This is a genomic window from Acinetobacter sp. YH12239 (genome assembly GCF_013417635.1).
Classification (GTDB): domain Bacteria; phylum Pseudomonadota; class Gammaproteobacteria; order Pseudomonadales; family Moraxellaceae; genus Acinetobacter.
In genome coordinates, this window is record NZ_VPDP01000012.1 from 58,082 (window position 1) to 77,696 (window position 19,615).

Genomic DNA, 19,615 nt, shown 5'->3' on the forward strand with positions numbered 1-19,615 from the left:
AGCAATGATTAAAGGTCTGGATGGCTCGCTGCAATTTGGTAACGACCAGCATGAAACACTAAGGGCTCACCAGCAGTTTGTTGATATTTTTGAATTTCACCGATAAAAATCAAGTGATCGCCACCTTCGTATTGCTGTACATTTTTACAGACAAGTGTAGCAAGTGCTTCGTTCAGTAATGGAACACCTGTATCACATTCACCATGATCAACTGTGGCAAACTTATCTTGTGCACCACGGGCAAAATGGGTAGAAAGCTGATGCTGCTCCTTCGTTAACATATGAATTGCAAAGTGCTCAGCTGCAACAAAATCGGGCAAACTTGGTGCTGTTTTCGACAAGCTCCACAACACAAGCGGTGGATCTAATGACAACGAAGAAAATGAATTGGCTGTCATACCCACTTTTCGTCCATCCGTTCCACGTGTGGTGATTACGGTAACACCTGTGGCAAACTGACCAAGAAGATTACGAATCTCGCGAGGATTACTGATGTCAATCTCTTGCAGATTAATTTTATCTAATACATCCATTTTTAACACCTCAGTTCCATCAAGCCACTTGAGAAACTTGATCTGTTTCTAATAATTCTTTCGCTGCGTTTTCGTCAAACCACCACGGTGAAAAGTTACGTGGATCATCAAAATTATTAACGATCTGAGAAGCTAAATTATGATTTTGAGATGCTGCACCCAGTAGCTCAACAACATGAGGTTGAGGTGGAACCAATAAACTATTTGTCCAGCTCACGACTTTTTCAGCATATGACCAATATTTTTCAAATGTTGACTCCATCCAATCTTCACTAAACGTTTGATTACCGTGTGCTAAGATCGCATCGAAATAAACCTTGCTACATTTAGCCGCATTATTTGATCCTTGACCTGTGATTGGATCATTCACCACCAATGCATCTGCCATACCAAATATTTTTTTACCAGAAGCCAATGTCATGACAGGTTTACGTACCGTTGGCGGGAACCGTCCTGCTAAATATCCGCCATTATCCGTAAGCATTACGTCTTGACAACGCTCATACTCCCACGGCAAATGTTCTTTCAGAATTTCTAAGCTTTTATTTAAATGCTCTTCTGGTGTTTTAACTTCAGCCCAGCAATCCATAGGACCATTAGGAATTCCTTCAAAAACCATAATGTCACATGGACCATTTACTGTAAGCGCAGGAAAACAAAAATACTCACCCACCCCAGGAATAATATTAAAGCTCACTCTCGAGTATGGTGAAATTGGCTTCATTCCATTCACATAAGTCAAAGCCAATGCACGCTGAGGTTTGTCAAAAGTACTACGTTCTGCGTCACGTACAAACTCTTTAACAACTTCACCTTTACCCGCAGCCAAGAGCACTAATTCATACTCGTCAGCCAAATGTTCTAATTCGTTTAGACCGACGTCTTGGAGAACAAACTTGCCTCCACGGCGCTGAAACTCTTCAAGCCAATAAGGCATCTTGACACGTTGATCAACAGATTGAGCATAACGCTCTAATCGCGCACTCCATTTAAATGCTCGTTCACCACTTGCTGGATCAACCAAAGCAAAACTAATACCTTCTACCGCTGGACAATGCTCTTCCCAAAAATTTAGTCCTAAATCACGCTCAGTCTGTAACGCAGTATGGAACATACATTGACTAGACATGACTTTACCTTGACGAATTTCATCAGGAGTTTTATTCGACAAAATCGTGATGTCATATCCCTTATCTAGCAGTCCTAATCCAAGTTGAAGTCCTGACTGACCTGCACCAACAATTGCAATTTTTCTCATCTTTATTCTCCAATATTTAATTTATTCTGCTAAACGTGGTATTGCGGGTTGATTCGTTTCAGGCCCCATGACTGAATACCCACCATCTACCGCATAATCTGCGCCAGTCACAAAACTTGCAGCATCCGACAATAAAAAGGTCACTACATTTGCCACTTCTGCCGGATTACCCAAACGTCCCAAGAGATGATAATCACTTGCTACAGCATCAGCTTTCGCGCGATTTTGTCCACTCACTTCAGAAATCACTCTCGACCAAGTCCAACCCGGTGAAACTGAATTGACACGGATACCATCTGGCGCAAAATCCATTGCCATCGATTTGGTCAGTTGTAAAATTGCTGCTTTAGAAACTGGATATAACCATCGTCCCGTTTGAGCACATTGCGCTGAAATCGAGGTGAAATTCACCACTGACCCTTTATTTTTTTGCAAATCTTCATATACGGTACGCGTTAGCTCAACAATAGACACCAAATTGATATCTAATGCTTTTAACCAATCTGATCGTGGTGATTTGAAACCATCATCAAGATAGGTACATGCCAAGTTCACCAAATAACTGACTTCACCTAGATGATTTCTAATGCTGTTCACCGCTTCCTGAATTGCGATGTCTGACGTTAGATCAGTTTGTATAAACATCACTTCATAAGGATGTTGCGCAGCTATGGTTTTTCCGTAGTCATCAATGTCTAAAATGGCAACTTTAGCCCCTAAATTCACGAGACTTTGAACCACAGCCTGTCCAATCAACGTTGATCCACCACTGACAATGGCAACTTTATCTTTAATATTTAATTCCATTTTTTGCCCCATTTATTTTGATTATTCGATTGGCTTACCAGCACTCGACTCCCAACTTGGCATCAAGCCATTTGAAGGAATATCTTCATCTAAAAGTTTTTTCGCTGTTTCTACACCTGCAACAGGCAATCCTTCTGGATTAAGTAGTCCGATTTGGACAAGTACAGAAGCTTGATCCCAATAAATATGTTCATGACAAAGTTTTGGACCTCTAAACTGAATGACCCCTAACATCGGAATTTCGACATATTTTCCAGTCGGTTTTACACCTGGTAATAACCAATCAATTTCAGTGTCGTGAGTGAAACTCATGATGAATTCATCCACAACCTGAGTAGATCCAACAGTTCTTGAAATTGAGGTGATTTTCATATCTTGAGGATTTTGATGTACAAAATGATATCGATAGAATCGCGCTAACTGGCTATATCCCACACCACCTGTCAACGTTGGAATGTGATTCACATATGGTTGAGCGACCATCGTTGCCATAGTTGCTGGTACATCACGCGTGTCGAACTCATGTCTGATATGCTCTTCCCACAATGCAACTAAGTCATAGTGAGGGCCAACCGTTTCATGTAATGCTGTTACGGTACGTTCATGGGCAAATCGCGCCGATGGTTTGTGATAATGATCGCTGTTCGGTCGTGCAAATGCGTGATCAACACCTTCATAAACATAAGCGTGAATATGTCTAAATTGTGCGCATGCTTCAGTAATTTGATTTCGCGCTTCAGCTGGACAGAATTGATCAAGTTCAGCCATGTGTAACACAAGCTTACCCTTCACATTCGAGAGTTCATCGAGCGCTTTTTCAATGCCTACACCGTAGTAAGCAACCGAACACGCTAAGTTATCAATACGGCATGCAGCCAAATATGCAAGTTTTCCACCAAGACAATATCCGACCACTGACTGACCCGTAGTCGTGTCACACGCATCTAAAGTTGATAAAAAATCTAAACTTTCACGAATATCATTTACACCCTGATCTTCATCATATTGCTGATAAAGTTGAAAAGCTTTTTCAAAATCCTCAGGTGTATAACCTAGCTCAATGTTTGGTGCAGTACGCCAAAATAGATCAGGGACTAAAACGGTATAGCCTTCCTCTGCGAGAAAGTCAGCTTTTGCTCGCATCGCTGCATTAATACCAAATATTTCATGGCACAATACAATCCCTGGACCTTTCTTCGCTTCTGGGACTGCCAAATATCCTGAATAACGATTCCCTGATTTGGTGGTGATCTCAATCGTTTGACCTGTCATTTTTTCTTCCCTAAGACATCGAATATGATCTGATCATGAAATGAAATGCGATAACAAACTGTCCAAAAGATGCGGAGACTATCCAGAGACTGCTGATTCTTTACACAAAGAATTTGCATAAATGGATATCGAATTTAATTATTCAATGAACGAAATTGAGTCGTTGGTTATAATATTGGTTCGACTCATTTATCTTTTGCTAAAAATAGATCTTATAATCGATTTACGCATTTTTTCTCATGCTAAGCTTGAGCAGTACTTCTTCTTTTCAAAATTTAACTACAGGTTTTTTTCACAGATGACTTTAGATCAATCCAATATCGATCTTTCAACATTGACGCCAATGATGCAGCAATACATGACGGTGAAATTACAGCACCCGCATTCGTTAATGTTCTATCGTATGGGTGATTTCTACGAGTTATTTTTTGACGATGCGCATAAAGCCGCCAAAATTTTAGGGATTACGTTAACCCACCGCGGTAAAGCGAATGGACAACCGATACCAATGGCTGGAGTTCCGTATCATGCAGCAGAAGGATACTTAGCGCGTTTAGTTAAAAAAGGTGAAACCGTTGTTATTTGTGAACAACTTGGGGAAGTCACTGGTAAAGGACCTGTCGAACGTGGTGTAGTCAGAATTATTACACCGGGTACATTGACAGACGACGCATTGCTGAATGCCCATCAGAGTTCAAATTTAGTATCCATCTGTATTAAATCTGATGAAATTGGTATCGCCCTATTAGATCTCAGTGCAGGTATTTTTAAAGTCCAACAACAAAGTTTTCAAGCTGAACAACTTCCTCTGGAACTTGCGCGTCTTATGCCAAGTGAAGTTTTGATTGATGAAGATTTCAAGTATCCAGAAGTTGTTGAACAGATTAAGCAAATTCTTGATTGTCCCGTTACAAAACGCCCAAATGTAGACTTCAATCTGAATAATGCGCAAAAAACTTTATGTGATCAATTCGCCGTAAGTACTTTATCTGGTTTTGGAATTGAACATCTTGAGTTGGCGAAAGCTGCTGCGGCAGCTTTAATTCATTATGCCAAAGATACCCAAAAGACGGCATTGCCACATATTCGTTCAATTCGACTTGAACAAAGCTCCGACTTTATTGCTCTTGATCCTGTAACGCGACGGAATCTAGAGATTATTGATCCTTTGTTTGAGCATGGCACTTCATTATTTGATTTGACCAACCAATGCCAAACGGCTATGGGTAGCCGACTGCTGAGTCGAACCTTGATGCAACCAATTCGTGATACTGCATTGTTAGATCAGCGTTTAGATGCGATACAAACCATATTATCTGGCTATCATGAAGCTCCGATTCGTCTGGTATTAAAAGAAATCAGTGATATCGAACGCGTACTCAGCCGTGTGGCATTAGGAAGTGCACGACCGCGTGATTTGGTTCAACTACGTCAAGCCTGTGCTCAGATTCCGTATTTACGCCATGCATTAGCACCAATGACCTCAACACAGCAATCCACTTTAATCAATCAACTGAATGAGGAATTGGGTGACTTTAATGGTTTACATCATCGCCTCATGTCAGCCATTGTGGAAAACCCTCCTGTTCTACTCAGAGATGGCAATGTCATTGCAAATGGTTTCGATCATGAGTTAGATGAACTCCGTCAAATACGCGATCATGCAGGACAATTTTTAATTGATTTAGAGATCAAAGAAAGAGAAACAACAGGTATAAACACACTAAAAATCGGTTATAACCGAGTGAGTGGGTATTATATTGAATTAACCAGAGCGCAAGCAGAACAAGCTCCTGCCCATTATATTCGTCGTCAAACATTAAAAAATGCTGAACGTTACATCACCCCTGAATTGAAGTCTTTCGAAGATAAAGTGCTTTCAAGTGAATCGCGTGCATTGGCTCGTGAAAAACTTTTGTTTGAAATGTTATTGGATGAATTACGTCAAGATATTGCCAATCTTCAAATGATGGCGAGTGCCATTGCTCAACTGGATGTACTGACAAACTTCGCACATCTATCAAGATTATATAATTGGAATCGTCCGGAATTTAGCCCTGAAATTGGAATACACATTCAAGCAGGACGCCATCCCGTTGTTGAATCACTGATTAAAACGCCTTACACCCCAAATGATACTTATTTAGATGTACAGCATCGTATGTCGATTATTACAGGCCCAAATATGGGTGGTAAATCCACATTCATGCGTCAGACGGCGTTAATTACGCTCTTGGCATATTGCGGTAGCTTCGTTCCAGCGAAATCTGCCAAATTGGGACCTATTGATCGGATCTTTACGCGTATCGGTTCAGCAGACGATCTTTCTTCAGGCAAATCTACATTTATGGTGGAAATGACGGAAACTTCTCAAATTTTACATCATGCCACTCAACAATCTTTGGTATTAATGGACGAAGTGGGTCGTGGTACAAGTACTTATGATGGTTTGTCATTAGCTTGGGCTTGTGTCCTTGATTTGACGCATCGCATTAAATGTTTATGTCTTTTTGCAACGCACTATTTTGAATTAACAGAATTAGGCATGGATCCGTGTATTGATAATTATCATGTCACTGCGCAAGAAGTGAATGGTCATCTCATCTTATTGCATAAGGTTCAAAAAGGTCCTGCAAGTCAAAGTCATGGTTTACAGGTCGCTAAACTAGCAGGTATTCCTCAAAACGTGATTAAAGAGGCTCAAGCTAAACTTAAAAAACTAGAGAAACTCCAACTGCAAACCCAACCTGTGCAAAAAGATTTGTTCTCTCAAGATTTATTTTCAAATAGTGAACCTGTAGAAAAAATTATTGAAGTTGAAAAAGTTGTTGAAATTCATCAACCTTCTCAAGTTGAACAACTTCTTTCAGAAATTATTGTAGATGACTTAAGTCCAAGACAGGCTTTAGACCAACTCTACCAACTCAAACAATTACTCCAAAAATCTTAGTTCAAGCACACTCAATCAATAAGCCAGCGATCTGCTGGCTTTTTTTAATCATGATTTTTGAAATCAGAGGCAGAATGCCTGAGAATTTGCAAATTAGTACGATCTCATCATAAATATTACTGATTTAGTAGCATCCCCTATATTAAATATCAAGAAAAGGAATTGTTAGTTTCGTTCAATTTGCCTAAAATACAGCATTCGTTATTAGAACCATATTTTTTAGGTAGCTGACGCCATGACCTTTGTTGTCACTGAAAATTGTATTAAATGTAAGTATCAAGACTGCGTAGAAGTTTGCCCAGTTGACTGTTTCTATGAAGGTCCAAACTTTCTAGTCATTAATCCAGATGAGTGTATTGACTGCGCGTTATGTGAGCCTGAATGCCCTGCTAATGCCATTTTCTCGGAAGATGAACTGCCTGAAGGTCAAGAAGTCTTTATCGAACTCAATGCTGAACTTGCTGAAAAATGGCCAAATATTACTCAGATTGGAGATCAACCAGCTGACCGTGAAGAATGGAATGGCAAACCAAACAAATTGCAATATTTAGAAAAATAAACCAATGAGAGATCAGCTTCGGCTGATCTTTTTTATACCCAATTGGTACATTTATTTGCAATTTATACGCATTCTTGATAATCAATTAGCATAAAATAGAAACTTATTTGCTTTAGTAAAATTTATTTATAATGAAATTAATTTTGAAGGGCTTGTGCTCAATCAGTGCAATATCGTTGATATTGATTGGATGTACGTCCTCCCCTCAAAAAGGACGAACAATCGTCACCAATGATGGTCAACGCATATATATTCCACAAGAAAAAATAACCTATGAACGTCCAGCGCGACCAAAAGTCATGCCGAATTCTTATCGTGTTTGGCTGATGCAAGGAAATAATCAAGCTGAAGCACGAGAATATGAACAATACTTAGAACGTAATAATGTTGGCAATATTATCCCAAGTTTTGAACTCTTTAAATCGGCACGTGCTTGGCAAAAATGTGGTAAATCTGAATATATGGTTCCGAACCGTGAGTTATGGTCGAATCAGTTAGCGACATTGAAAGTATTTAAATATCTCGTTGCAGCAAGGATTCTAACTGATTTTGAGGTTACATCTGTATATCGTGACCTTCCATTAAATCAGTGTGCTGGTGGCGCAGGTTCGTCTCGACACTTGTATAACTCAGCCATTGATTTCAGAATCGGTCCTGAATTTCCTCAGGCTGAAGATTATGCCTTCATCGAAAATTCTAAATTTAAATTGTGCCAATTTTGGCAAAATTATGGTCAAAGCTTAAATATGGGCTTAGGTTTGTATGCGACTGGTCAAATACATATTGATACTCAAGGTTACCGTACTTGGGGACCTGATCTGACTCGAAATACATCTTTATGCCATTACTAATTTTAGATGATCAGATTAAATTAAGAGGTCTTTGACCTCTTTTTTTGACTGATTTTTCAGCATCAAAGCATCAGAAATTTGCACATTCACTCGAAACGATTACAATGCACTGAACTCCCTAAAGGTACTCAGTTATGCAACAACAATGGTCAGATATTGATGCTTATATTGAATCTCATCTGATGCCAGAAGATCCAATTTTAACTCAGACTCTACAAAATACAGCTGATAAGGGTTTTCCTGACCATCTAGCAGTTGCTGCTAACCAAGGCATGTTATTACAAATGTTGATTCAAATGAATCAGTGTAAGCGTGTGTTAGAGCTAGGAACCTTTGCGGCTTATAGCACCATGTGGCTAGCAAGAGCCCTTCCTGAGGATGGATATATTCTCACGATCGAAGGTCGTGAAACACATGCAGCACTCGGTCAAGAAAATATCGACAATGCGAAATTAAAGCAAACGGTTGAATTAAAAGTCGGTCGCGCTGCGGATATTCTCAAATCTTTACCTGAAAATTTTGAGCCATTTGACTTTATATTTATTGATGCTGATAAACAAAGTTACCCAGAGTATTTAGAACTATCACTTAAATTTTCACGCTCAGGTACCATTATTTTTTTAGATAATGTGATTCGCGCTGGTGATATTCTGGATGAAAAAAATGTCAAACCAAGCATCGAAGGTATTCGTGAAATGTACCGCCTCATGCAGAATCATCCTCGACTACTGTCGAGTACAGCCTTACAAACGGTCGGCAGTAAAGGACATGATGGTTTTGCACTGGCGATTGTCAAATAAATCTTACAAATAAATCTTAATACTAGTCATTAGTATCACTTAAAGGAGTATTCATCAATTTGAATACTCCTTTTTCTTGCACTAAAGCCCTGAAAAAGTTATCCCCGATTCCTGTTTGTATTCCTGTGGATAAAAATAAAATATTATGGCAAATAACTGATTTTCATGTATTTTAATTAAAAGATTATAAAATAATCAAACCAGATAAGCCTACTATTCTAAAAATTTATCCACCTTCATTCAGTAAAGTTGAACCAATATTTATCAAGTAAAATTAATCAAAATTGATTGATCATTTAGCAACCAACAATGGAACGACTGAATTTCTAAATATATTGGTCGTAATACTGCCCAAGAAAAATTGTTTTACTTTACTGCGACTATAAGCGCCTAGCACAATTAATTGAATTTGATGTTGTTGCTGATAATCTAAAATATTCTCAGCGACATCTCCAAAACGGTATTCAACAACCACATCCAATCCAGCTTCACGTAAATACAGAGCTGGGATATCAAGAATTTCGGGATGATCACCCACATAAAGCAAATGACACTGAAGTGTTCTTAATAAATCACTTTTAGCAACACGATGCATCATTTCTTTACAAGTCTGAGAATCTTCATAGGCGAAAATAAAACGTGTTGGTGGCTTAAAGGTTTCACCAACAGTTAAAACCGTACAACGAGCACCACGAATAAAATTCTCTACATTACTCCCTAAGCTTTTGTGTTTTTCCGCGGAGCGCTCACCTACTCGACCAATAATCGCAATATCATTTTCATTTAAAACATTGAAACTCTGTTCGAGGAAATCGCCTTTTTCTTGAATTTTTATCGGCGTAATACCATATTTTTCTTCAATCACTTCTGAAATATGTGAAAGAAGATTATTACTATAATCTAAAGCTAATTCACTTTGTTTTTGTTCTAATTCCGCGAGTTCTTTTAAGAGCATCGCATTACTTTCAAATCCAATCACACCACTAATTTCACCCAGATGATAACTTGCAGGATAGTAATCTAAAACCTGTAAAAGGACTAACTCACGTTTAGTTCGATCCGCAATCCAGGCTGCTGCTTCAGCTAAGGCATGAATACATGGGGATGAATCAATACACGCAATTACACGGTTCATGATTGCCTCACTTTGACATGATGTCTGATTGTTCTTTTCTTTAAACTATCATAGCTTTCGGGCAAATGAACATGGTTTATGTAATTTAATTCAATCTTTCGCGTTACGAATTATTCACGCATTCGTATAAATTGAGCTGGATTCCCTGCAACAACTTCTCTTGCCTGAATATCCTTAGTCACCATACTATTCATACCTACAATCGCCTGTTCATGTATGGTCACGCCATCTTTAACACCTACATGTGCCCCTAACCAAACATCACGATGAATCTCAATGCCTTTTGAGCGTACTGCTTGCTGGTAAATAGGTTGGTCTAAACTCATGCCATGATCAAAGGCATAAAGATGACAATAAGCTGCGATCCGTACTTGGTCATGAATTTTAATCCCAACGCGTCCACCATCTAAAATACAATGATGATTAATGGCGACTTCAGACCCAATTTCTAAAGGACCATGCAAGGTACAATCCGCGGCAATAAAAGTATTATCCCCAATAATAATCTTTCGACCACGCTCAGCAAAAATATGGGCTAAAGGGGAAATGAAACAATTTTTTCCAATTTCAACAGTCTCCATATCCATTAAATAGGCCTGATAATCTTTTTGCCAAGCTTCTGCCCATTCACGATGCTTTGCCTTGAGTGACCAATATAACCAAGGCATGTAATTCAAACGATGTTTATGCTGTTCTCGGTACTTGAGTAAAGGATCATGTTCCGTCACGTTCGACATCCTCTATATTCAATTGCTCACGTCCACGAGTCACATCTTGGACTTTCAGTTTAAACGGCTCAATTTCATGAATTTGCATACGTGCAGTAATCAATACTCCAGAGTCAACATATTCTTCAATATATTCAATTTTTTGTTGATTTAACTCATATTGAAAAATAGACCACTCATTAAATTGGCATTTAAAATTTACAGTTTTCTTTTCGATGAGTTCAATTTTTTCGACCTGTAATAAGCATTGCCCTGCTACACCTCCGTATGCTCGTACCAAGCCTCCAGTTCCGAGTTTGATACCACCATACCAGCGGTTCACCAATACAATAATATTAGTCAACTCATTCCCTTCAATCGTTGCAAGTATGGGTCTTCCAGCTGTTCCTGAAGGTTCTCCATCATCATTAAAACGGACTTGATGCCCAATTTTCCATGCCCAGCATTGATGGGTCGTCGAGGCATCAAAGTACTGGTTTAAAAATTCTTTTACATCCTGTTCATTTTCTACAGGTGCGGTGATCGCCTGAAAACGGCTTTTCTTAATATCTTCTTCATAGATATAAGTCTGAGCAAGAGTAAATGGCATGGTAAATTACAACGATTGAACTCACATACATTATGCGTGATTCAATCATATTAAAAAACCCAATCAAAAGATCATTGATTGGGTTTTAAACAGACTGAAAAATAGAGATTATCGTTCGCGTAACGCTTCTTTCGCCTTATTGAATGGCTTCAACAGGTATTCAAGAATCGTTTTTTGACCTGTCTTGATATCGACCGTTGATACCATACCCGGCGTGATTGGGAAAGCTTGCCCAGCTTTGTTATAAAGCTTGTCTGAATCAGTACGAATATACACACGATAATAGAATTGATCTTGTTTAACTTCATCACGAAGCGTATCAGGAGAAATGACTGTTACCTCTCCTTTCAAGCCACCGTAGATTGAATAATCGTAAGCAGTGATTTTAACTAAAGCTTCCTGTCCAGGATGAATAAATGCAATATCACGCGGTGAAATTCGCGCCTCAATTAAAAGTTGTTCATCCAATGGAACAATGGTCATCAACTTACCATTCTGAGGAATAACACCACCCAAAGTCATCACATCAATTTCTTTCACTACACCACGGACTGGTGCTTTAAAGATTGTACGATTCAGACTATCCGATTTACCTTTGATCACTTGTTGTTGAGTTTCAACATCAGTGCTCACCTTGGATAACTCTTCACGTGCCTGAACATAGTACTGATTGCGAATATCGTTAATTTGGTTGGTTAATTCATTTGCTTGACGTTTTAAACGTAAAACTTCAACCTCACTCGCAGCACCTTTGGCAACAAGCGGTTCTGTCATTCTCAATTCTTGCTGAACTAACGTAAGTGCTTGAGTTAGGCCAGCAATAGACTCTTCCATATTGGCACGTCTAGAACGATAAAGCTGAGTTTCTTCAGCAACCAATTTTGGAATTTTTTGAACTGATTCTGGAAATACCAGTGGACCACCATTCACTTCCGCACGTAAACGCGCAGCTGTTGCTTGCGATGACAGTAGTAACGATTCTGATTCACCCACATTTGAAGCAAATCGTGTCGGATCAAGTTGAGCAAGGGTTTGCCCTTTTTCAACAATATCACCTTCTTTAACTTCAAGTTTGGTTAGAATCCCGCCCTCTAAAGATTGAATCACTTGTTCCTTAGAAGTTGGAACCACTTTACCTGTACCATTAGAAACTTCTTCAAGTTTAAAAATAGCTGCCCAAATAATGAGTGCAAGCAAACCCAGACCAATAATCCAAATAGTAATACTGACCTTCGGTAATGGTGGCTCTAACTGAGACACTTTTAATGAACGTTGTTGTTTTAATTCTTCGCTCATGATTTAGCCCCTGAATTTGCTTGTTGCTGGCCAGAATTATTTAAAATTTGATCACGTGGGCCATCCATAACGATACGACCATCATTCACCACAATAATACGATCCACTAACTCTAAAACTGCACGGCGGTGGGTTGCCACAACCAATGTGCGATGTCCAAGCCAGTTCTTCATATGATCAATTAATTGTTTTTCAGATACATCATCAATCGCAGCTGTAGGCTCATCTAACAACAGAATATTTGGCTGACAAATGAGTAGTCTTGACAATAAAAGTGCCTGACGTTGTCCACCTGAGAAGCCTACGCCACCTTCTAAAATAATATGATCTAGTCCTTCTTTCTTTTCTTGAATGAAGTTGAGTGCACCTGTTACAGCAAGTGCTTTTAGTAAATCATCATCCGTAGCTAATGGTGCGCCTAACGTTAAATTTTCTCTGACTGTACCAAAGAATAGGTGCGCATTTTGATTCAGCAAACCTACGTCACGACGAACGTCCGATGGATCCAACAAGGTAATATCAATATTATCTAATTGAACTTTACCTTGAACTGCAGTTTGCATACCTGAAAGTAATTGAAGAATGGTTGATTTACCTGCACCGTTACGCCCAAGAATCGCAATTTTTTCACCTGGTTTAATTTCAAGTTTAGGAATAACAATACTTGGTTTAGGATCTTCTTCGCCGTATTTAAAGACCACACCATTTAATTCATAATGACCATTGAGTACTGATCGCTGAATCAATTGTGAACGCTCAGGATGGTCAACCTGTTTACTCATTAATTCATCAAGACTTTCTTTCGCTGTTTTAGCTTGCTGATAACGACCAAGGACACCAGTAACCTGTGCAATTGGCGCTAGCATACGTGAAGATAGAATCGAACATGCCACTAACGCACCAGTGGTCATTTCTCCATCCATTACTGCGAAACAACCCACCAACACCACAATTGCAAAGGTCAATCCCTGTAATTTTTGAGTCCAGAGATTCAATACGCCTACAATTTTACGTTGTTTCATGCTGATAGAAGCTGAAACATCATTCATGTGATTCCACTGATTTTGAAAGCGGGACTCTGCACGTAGCAGTTTAATATCTTCAATACCTTGAACAGCTTCAACGAGAATCGCATTTCGTATTGATGACTCACGCATACCCTCTTTAGCCAATTGCGCTAATTTTTTTTGCGCCAAAAGCCCTGGAATAATCATCAGCGGTACAACCACCAAAATTACCCAGAAAAGATTGCCACCAATAAGCCAAAAAATACCAAGAAACAGGAAGAAGAATGGTAAATCAGCAAAGGCGGTAATTGTTGTAGATGTTACAAGCTCACGCACACCTTCTAATTCACGAATTTGTGAAATAAACGTTCCCGTGGATTTAGATCGTTCACTATTTTTAATACGTAAAGCATGACCAAAGACCCGATCCGAGACTCTTAAATCAGCACGCTTACCAATCATATCTGAAAGAATTAATCGTGAGTATTTCAATGCGAATTCAAAGATTGCAGCAAGTAATACACCACCTGCCAGCACCCACAAGGTGGGAATAGATTGTGCTGGAATAACGCGGTCATACACATTCATCGAGAATACGATTGTCGCGAGTGCTAATACGTTTGCAAGCAATGATGCAAACATAATATCGATATAGCGTTTCCAATCGCGTAATACAATTTCCCAAAACCAGTTTTTTTCATATGGTTTAATGTATTCGTCAATACGCGCATCAGGTACTGAGGTTTCTGGTCTTAAAATATAGACTGAGTCGATGACATCTAATAATGTATCTACTGAAAATGTCTGCGCTAACCCTTCATCACCGCTCAGTTGAACACTTGCGTTACCTTGTGCATCTGCACGATCAATGACGCCAACTTGCCCATCTTTAAATCCGACCAATACCGGTAAACGCCACGGATTTAAAATATCAGGGCTAAAATCCACTTTACGGACATGTAAACCTACTTGGCGTGTCATAATTGCCAAGATGTCATCGACTGACTGGTTCTGATTCCAATTTAGTTCTAAGCGAATACGTTCAGCAGATGTTTCAATTCGATAATGACGTGCAACCGTCAGGACACCTTGTAACCATGGTTGATAATTTATTCTTGTATTCATGGTTTCAATTCTACCCCTTGAATGGTCAAATTATTAAGTTGATATACATCGCGGCTCTTACCAGAAGCGGCAATATATTGAACTAAGTTTTCATAAATATCATAACGTGCCGTTTCAATATCTGAATTTGAACGGTGAATCGCTTGCTCAGCATTTAAAAGATCAACAGCTGTACGAGTGCCAAGTTTATATTGTTCTTGATATAACTCTTTCGTTCTGACTGATGTCGCTTGTTGATCAATCAATACTTTCATTTGTCGCTGTTTATTTTCTACTTGCTCTTGAGCACGACGTATTTCATCAATTGTTTCTAAATAAACTGCATTTACTTTTGCTTTAGCAGCTTCTTCTGCAAAGGATGCCGCACGATTACGTGAACTAATTGCACCACCTTGGAAGAAAGTACTATTTGCTTCAAGCATAATAGAGCTATCTGTTCCATCGTCTTGATTGTTATTCGGATTACGTCCGTTGACTGCTTGACTTAATGTACCTTTAACATTTAACGTAGGATAACGACTCAATTGAGTTTGTTTTTTTTCTAATTCTGCAACATCAACTTCAGCTTTGGCAGCCATCATTTTCGGAATTTCGTTAAACTTTGGCTCTGAATAAATATCTGAAGCCTTAATTAAACTCTCAGGAATTTCCCAGTTATATTTTGATATATCTGTTCCCATCAAAGTTCTAAGACGTTGTTTAAATACATTGAGCTGTGTTTCTTGCAGAATTAAATTTGATTGTGCAGATTCATAATATGATTGCGCTTGAATTGGATCGGCCTGACTACTGATACCTGCCTCTGCACGTAAGTTAGCAATTTCTCGGATTCGTGATATACCAGCAATTTGCTCACGTGCAATACGTGTAATTTCTTCATATCGCTTAATATTCACAATGGCAGAAGCCACTTCAAGAGCAATTTGGTCAATTGTGACAAGAACTTGAGCTTGGCTAAACTGTAACTTGGCTTCTTCTGTACTAACTAGTGATTTTTGTTTACCAAAGTCAAAAAGTAGTTGTGTCGCATTAACATTAAATAATTGACGCCCTCTTTCTCCTGAAGTCATATCTCCAGTTGAAACACCTGCACTCAACTGTGGGTAATAACCTGCTTTAGCAACATCAATAAATGCATTTTGTGATGCGAGTGAAGAAACACTTTGTGTCACTTCAGGATGTCTCGCTACTGCGATCTTAATCGCATCGTATAAGCTTAACGTTTGTTTATCAGCCGTACCATTCACAAGTGGCATCATAGATACTGGAGCACTTGGCGATGCTTGTGTCGTGATCACAGGCAATTGTTCAACCTGTTTAGGATCAAAGCTAAAATCACTCAGTTCATTTAACTTAACTTGTCTAAAGTCATCATCAGCTTTAGGTTTAAAAAACTGATCCATATTTGATTTTAATGCAGTTAAACTGAATTTTTTCTTTGCTTGCGGTTCAGCATTCACCGTATTGTATTTTTGTTCAGATACGACTTGATCAGCTTTAGGCTTAATATTTATAACTGGCTTAATCGACTGCGATTGTTCAGATATTTTCGCCTTTTGCTCTATCGGTTTTGAATAAACAATTGTGGGTTTATTTACAGCCAAAGCGCTAGTCGGTTGTTGAACGATTAAATTTGGACGTTCAATTACATTCTGTGTTTCTATCTTGTTATGTGAACCTGATTTAAAAGGCCAAAAAGCTTTGGCTTTAGATACAAGACTCTGACGATGCTCAACTTGAGCTACTGTTGAAGGTGGAGCTTGTAGCAAGTTGTTTTGACCGTTAATTTGTTGATCATTAACAATCTTCGGTTTAGGTGTACTAGACACTTTCAATGAAGATTCATTCACCGATTTTTGTAATGTCGGTGTCAAAACTTTTGTATTTGAAGCATTGCCAGCAGCTTGGTGATGACCCTCATCCAGCTTAGTTTTATCTTTGCCTATATTCCCAATAAATGAAAAGAGTTTACTTTTTGGTTTTTCTGTTTTGTCTTCTGAAACTGATGTTTCATTTTCTAGTAATTTTGCGTGTTGCGCCTCAATTAAAGATTCTGTTGGTTGATTATGAATCTTTGGTTTAAGCGGTTTTAAAACCTGACGAGTGTCCTTAGTAGCAGGTTGTACAGTAGATGAAATAGTAGGTTTTAGAACATTTGGCGCTGAAGCCTCTTCAATATCCTGCTTTACCTTAGGCTGCAATACTTTTGGTTCAGATACCGCTTTTTCACGCTTAACAAATGCAAAGAAAGATTTCTTTTGTGTCTTTTCCTTCGACTCATTCTGAGACTGCGAATTAGATAAAGGTGTAGTGTTAACTTGAGCAATTTCATTTTCGACTAGGTCGTCTAAATCAGGAACTCGTTCAATAACTTTAGGAACAAGAACCTGTTCTTTCACTTGCTCTTTAGAGATTTTAGATTTCGATTGGAATAATTTAAAACGTGGCTTTTCAAGCTGTTCAGGTATATCTTCAACAGTCTTTTTTTCCAAACTAAAGTTGATTTTTGGTTTTTGTAATTCTGCTGATAGTGCACGTTGGGTATCGTCAATTGCTAGAGGAGCGATTGCATCTTCAGCATGTACTTGTGTCGTACATAAACTGATCGCAAACAGCGTGATATACCCCATATCCTTCTGACTTAATTGATGTTTAGCCACTTGTAATCTCTATTAAAAAGTGTGAACTACGCCACATAAAATCAATCGTATTCTACAATGATTTTTATATTATTTCTGCGTCAATTGTAAACTTACGATTTGTTTGAGTTAATTTACAGTCTAAATATCTATAAAACAACATTATTTTATAGATATCACACTATTTTTTTAAACCGTGAAATCATCACCTAAATAAACTTTACGGACAGTTTCATCCATCAGTACTTGATCTGGTGTTCCTTCCGCAATGACAGATCCTTCGCTGACAATATAAGCATGCTCACAAATCGCGAGCGTTTCGCGAACGTTATGGTCTGTAATGAGCACACCGATACCACGTTCTTTTAAATTGCGAATGATGTCTTTGATATCACCTACAGAAATTGGATCTACCCCAGCAAAAGGCTCATCAAGGAGCATAAACTTAGGATCGGCGGCTAATGCTCGAGCGATTTCAGCACGGCGACGCTCCCCCCCTGACACGCTCATCCCCAAAGAGTCTTTAATATGTGTAATTTTAAAGTCTTCTAATAACTCTTGCAGTCGCTCTTTACGTTGTTGCTTATTGAGATCCTTGCGCGTTTCAAGAATCGCCATAATATTATCTGAGATACTTAATTTACGAAAAATTGAAGCCTCTTGTGGCAAATAACCAATTCCATGACGAGCACGCTCATGCATTGCAAGGTCTGAAAGATCAAGATTATCTAAATAGATTTCACCTTTATCCATTCGAACCAGTCCGACTACCATGTAGAAACTCGTCGTTTTTCCCGCTCCGTTCGGACCAAGCAAACCCACAATTTGACCACTCTGCATGCTAAATGAAACATCTTTCACCACCCAGCGTTTACTATAAACTTTGGCAAGATGTTTAATTTTTAATGTTTGGATTTGTGATTCATTGACACTCATTAATCACGTACTCCAGAGAATGATTTTGAGGCAGAAGGTGGAATGATAATTTGCACACGACCTTTCGAACTGCCTGTGCCACTACTGCCACCGCCTACAACTTCGATATCACCCTTATTCATACTGTAACGCAAAGTGTTCCCACGAATACTTGCGCCATCTTGATACAAATATGCATTGCCCGACAAAGTAATAATGCCTGTATCAGCGTTATATACAATTTTAGAGGCTTCACCACGTGCAATGCCACGTTTAGACTCTAATTGCTGTTGGAACTTTGCTGGAGAACCTGACGCATTTACCGAGCTAATTTGGCGATTGGCATTGAGATTAGCAATAATAGAAGCTGCATTTAACTTGAAAGTACCTTGTTCAACAGAAACATTCCCCACATAGGTCGTTATACCTGTTTTGTCATTATAGGTCGCACGATCAGCTAAAAGCATGATGGGTTGATTACGATCGCTTGGCAATGCAAATGCCATAACAGAAATAGAACTGAGTGCCACCATTGCTATTGCTTTAAGCATTTTCGAACCTGATAAATAAGAAGGTTTAGTTTGGTGCATACTTTCCTCGAATATTTTTAAAATCGTACTGACCTTCATTCAAATCTGCTTCTAAGCCTTGGCTGACAAAATCTGCATTTGGTGTTTGTACAGTAACTTGCTCAGATGTTTCAAGCTTTCTTGTTTTTGGATATCCTGTAAGCGCATCGGTTCGAAAAACCATTTTGCCCATTTCTCCTTGCTTGATTGCAACAACATCTCCAGATAACACAATCTTCTCATTGTCATTGAAACCATGTGCTTGTTTAGCATAAAACGTAGCGTCTTCTACATTATCAGTAAACATGCTGGCATTTAAATTCTGCAAGCTTGATGTTTTCTGTTTCATATCTTGGTTCAGTTCATCCACTGTAGCCTTAACATAAAGCATGCCTTTTTCATCAGTTTGCAAAAGATTAATATTCTTTGCCGAATATGTCATCGATTGAGCGGATGAACCCTCTAATTTTTTCCCTTTACCACTGTAATAATAATAGCCGCCACTTATAGCAGCGACGATAACAGCAGTAATGTATAAAACTTTAGTATCCATAAATCATCAACTATATTCAGCGTTCATAT

At 38.8% G+C, this 19,615-nt stretch carries 17 protein-coding genes; 4 read left to right on the plus strand and 13 right to left on the minus strand.

Annotated elements, in window-relative coordinates:
• Nucleotides 1–8 precede the first annotated feature (8 nt).
• The 4 genes from FTV17_RS11085 to FTV17_RS11100 are packed head-to-tail and all read right to left on the minus strand — an operon-like array spanning nucleotide 9 to nucleotide 3,870.
• On the minus strand, nucleotides 9–533 hold the full coding sequence (locus FTV17_RS11085) for a flavin reductase family protein (RefSeq protein ID WP_035266396.1): 525 nt from the start codon (nucleotides 531–533) through the stop codon (nucleotides 9–11).
• Between the two features lie 19 nt (nucleotides 534–552).
• Nucleotides 553–1,791 (minus strand): styrene monooxygenase/indole monooxygenase family protein, encoded by a 1,239-nt coding sequence (locus tag FTV17_RS11090; RefSeq protein ID WP_179999539.1) that lies wholly within the window; start codon nucleotides 1,789–1,791, stop codon nucleotides 553–555.
• A gap of 21 nt (nucleotides 1,792–1,812) precedes the next feature.
• Nucleotides 1,813–2,598, minus strand: coding sequence for an SDR family oxidoreductase (locus tag FTV17_RS11095; protein ID WP_179999541.1), 786 nt, complete (start codon nucleotides 2,596–2,598; stop codon nucleotides 1,813–1,815).
• Nucleotides 2,599–2,619: 21 nt separating this feature from the next.
• Nucleotides 2,620–3,870: a dienelactone hydrolase family protein gene (locus FTV17_RS11100; protein ID WP_179999543.1), complete on the minus strand. Its 1,251-nt coding sequence runs from the start codon at nucleotides 3,868–3,870 to the stop codon at nucleotides 2,620–2,622.
• 298 nt (nucleotides 3,871–4,168) lie between these two features.
• On the opposite strand from FTV17_RS11100, the gene mutS reads away from it, so the two are divergent.
• From mutS to FTV17_RS11120, 4 genes are all read left to right on the plus strand, one after another.
• Nucleotides 4,169–6,820 carry a DNA mismatch repair protein MutS gene (gene mutS / locus FTV17_RS11105; RefSeq protein ID WP_179999545.1) on the plus strand — a complete coding sequence of 884 codons (2,652 nt, stop codon included), beginning with the start codon at nucleotides 4,169–4,171 and terminating at the stop codon, nucleotides 6,818–6,820.
• 235 nt (nucleotides 6,821–7,055) lie between these two features.
• On the plus strand, nucleotides 7,056–7,379 hold the full coding sequence (fdxA, locus tag FTV17_RS11110) for a ferredoxin FdxA (RefSeq protein WP_035266386.1): 324 nt from the start codon (nucleotides 7,056–7,058) through the stop codon (nucleotides 7,377–7,379).
• 131 nt (nucleotides 7,380–7,510) lie between these two features.
• On the plus strand, nucleotides 7,511–8,230 hold the full coding sequence (locus FTV17_RS11115; RefSeq protein WP_179999547.1) for a D-Ala-D-Ala carboxypeptidase family metallohydrolase: 720 nt from the start codon (nucleotides 7,511–7,513) through the stop codon (nucleotides 8,228–8,230).
• Between the two features lie 134 nt (nucleotides 8,231–8,364).
• Complete coding sequence (locus FTV17_RS11120) at nucleotides 8,365–9,030, plus strand: O-methyltransferase (protein WP_179999549.1); 666 nt, start codon at nucleotides 8,365–8,367, stop codon at nucleotides 9,028–9,030.
• A gap of 292 nt (nucleotides 9,031–9,322) precedes the next feature.
• On the opposite strand, the gene FTV17_RS11125 is transcribed toward FTV17_RS11120, so the two are convergent.
• The 9 genes from FTV17_RS11125 to lptC form a co-directional block, all read right to left on the minus strand.
• A complete protein-coding gene (locus FTV17_RS11125) occupies nucleotides 9,323–10,165 on the minus strand; it encodes a universal stress protein (RefSeq protein WP_179999551.1) in 843 nt (280 codons plus the stop codon).
• Between the two features lie 110 nt (nucleotides 10,166–10,275).
• Complete coding sequence (locus FTV17_RS11130; protein ID WP_179999587.1) at nucleotides 10,276–10,893, minus strand: acyltransferase; 618 nt, start codon at nucleotides 10,891–10,893, stop codon at nucleotides 10,276–10,278.
• On the minus strand, nucleotides 10,880–11,482 hold the full coding sequence (locus FTV17_RS11135; RefSeq protein ID WP_179999553.1) for a YigZ family protein: 603 nt from the start codon (nucleotides 11,480–11,482) through the stop codon (nucleotides 10,880–10,882). The genes FTV17_RS11130 and FTV17_RS11135 overlap by 14 nt, the downstream gene beginning before the upstream one ends.
• A gap of 108 nt (nucleotides 11,483–11,590) precedes the next feature.
• Nucleotides 11,591–12,778 (minus strand): HlyD family type I secretion periplasmic adaptor subunit, encoded by a 1,188-nt coding sequence (locus FTV17_RS11140; RefSeq protein WP_179999555.1) that lies wholly within the window; start codon nucleotides 12,776–12,778, stop codon nucleotides 11,591–11,593.
• The gene (locus FTV17_RS11145; RefSeq protein WP_035266372.1) at nucleotides 12,775–14,910 is read right to left on the minus strand and encodes a type I secretion system permease/ATPase; all 2,136 of its coding nucleotides are present in this window, start codon (nucleotides 14,908–14,910) and stop codon (nucleotides 12,775–12,777) included. Before FTV17_RS11145 ends, FTV17_RS11140 begins: the two co-directional genes overlap by 4 nt.
• On the minus strand, nucleotides 14,907–16,313 hold the full coding sequence (locus tag FTV17_RS15645) for a TolC family outer membrane protein (RefSeq protein WP_179999589.1): 1,407 nt from the start codon (nucleotides 16,311–16,313) through the stop codon (nucleotides 14,907–14,909). Before FTV17_RS15645 ends, FTV17_RS11145 begins: the two co-directional genes overlap by 4 nt.
• Nucleotides 16,314–17,738: 1,425 nt before the next feature.
• The gene (gene lptB / locus FTV17_RS11155) at nucleotides 17,739–18,485 is read right to left on the minus strand and encodes an LPS export ABC transporter ATP-binding protein (RefSeq protein WP_179999557.1); all 747 of its coding nucleotides are present in this window, start codon (nucleotides 18,483–18,485) and stop codon (nucleotides 17,739–17,741) included.
• On the minus strand, nucleotides 18,485–19,054 hold the full coding sequence (gene lptA / locus FTV17_RS11160; RefSeq protein WP_179999559.1) for a lipopolysaccharide transport periplasmic protein LptA: 570 nt from the start codon (nucleotides 19,052–19,054) through the stop codon (nucleotides 18,485–18,487). Before lptA ends, lptB begins: the two co-directional genes overlap by 1 nt.
• Entirely contained in the window at nucleotides 19,041–19,586 is a 546-nt protein-coding gene (lptC, locus tag FTV17_RS11165) for an LPS export ABC transporter periplasmic protein LptC (protein ID WP_179999561.1), read from the minus strand. Before lptC ends, lptA begins: the two co-directional genes overlap by 14 nt.
• Between the last annotated feature and the right edge of the window lie 29 nt (nucleotides 19,587–19,615).

Coding starts and splice junctions, on each gene's coding strand:
- FTV17_RS11085 (WP_035266396.1), bottom strand. CDS start 533: ATGGATGTATTAGATAAAATTAATCTGCAAGAGATTGACATCAGTAAT.
- FTV17_RS11090 (WP_179999539.1), bottom strand. CDS start 1,791: ATGAGAAAAATTGCAATTGTTGGTGCAGGTCAGTCAGGACTTCAACTT.
- FTV17_RS11095 (WP_179999541.1), bottom strand. CDS start 2,598: ATGGAATTAAATATTAAAGATAAAGTTGCCATTGTCAGTGGTGGATCA.
- FTV17_RS11100 (WP_179999543.1), bottom strand. CDS start 3,870: ATGACAGGTCAAACGATTGAGATCACCACCAAATCAGGGAATCGTTAT.
- mutS (WP_179999545.1), top strand. CDS start 4,169: ATGACTTTAGATCAATCCAATATCGATCTTTCAACATTGACGCCAATG.
- fdxA (WP_035266386.1), top strand. CDS start 7,056: ATGACCTTTGTTGTCACTGAAAATTGTATTAAATGTAAGTATCAAGAC.
- FTV17_RS11115 (WP_179999547.1), top strand. CDS start 7,511: ATGAAATTAATTTTGAAGGGCTTGTGCTCAATCAGTGCAATATCGTTG.
- FTV17_RS11120 (WP_179999549.1), top strand. CDS start 8,365: ATGCAACAACAATGGTCAGATATTGATGCTTATATTGAATCTCATCTG.
- FTV17_RS11125 (WP_179999551.1), bottom strand. CDS start 10,165: ATGAACCGTGTAATTGCGTGTATTGATTCATCCCCATGTATTCATGCC.
- FTV17_RS11135 (WP_179999553.1), bottom strand. CDS start 11,482: ATGCCATTTACTCTTGCTCAGACTTATATCTATGAAGAAGATATTAAG.
- FTV17_RS11140 (WP_179999555.1), bottom strand. CDS start 12,778: ATGAGCGAAGAATTAAAACAACAACGTTCATTAAAAGTGTCTCAGTTA.
- FTV17_RS11145 (WP_035266372.1), bottom strand. CDS start 14,910: ATGAATACAAGAATAAATTATCAACCATGGTTACAAGGTGTCCTGACG.
- FTV17_RS15645 (WP_179999589.1), bottom strand. CDS start 16,313: ATGGATCAGTTTTTTAAACCTAAAGCTGATGATGACTTTAGACAAGTT.
- lptB (WP_179999557.1), bottom strand. CDS start 18,485: ATGAGTGTCAATGAATCACAAATCCAAACATTAAAAATTAAACATCTT.
- lptA (WP_179999559.1), bottom strand. CDS start 19,054: ATGCACCAAACTAAACCTTCTTATTTATCAGGTTCGAAAATGCTTAAA.
- lptC (WP_179999561.1), bottom strand. CDS start 19,586: ATGGATACTAAAGTTTTATACATTACTGCTGTTATCGTCGCTGCTATA.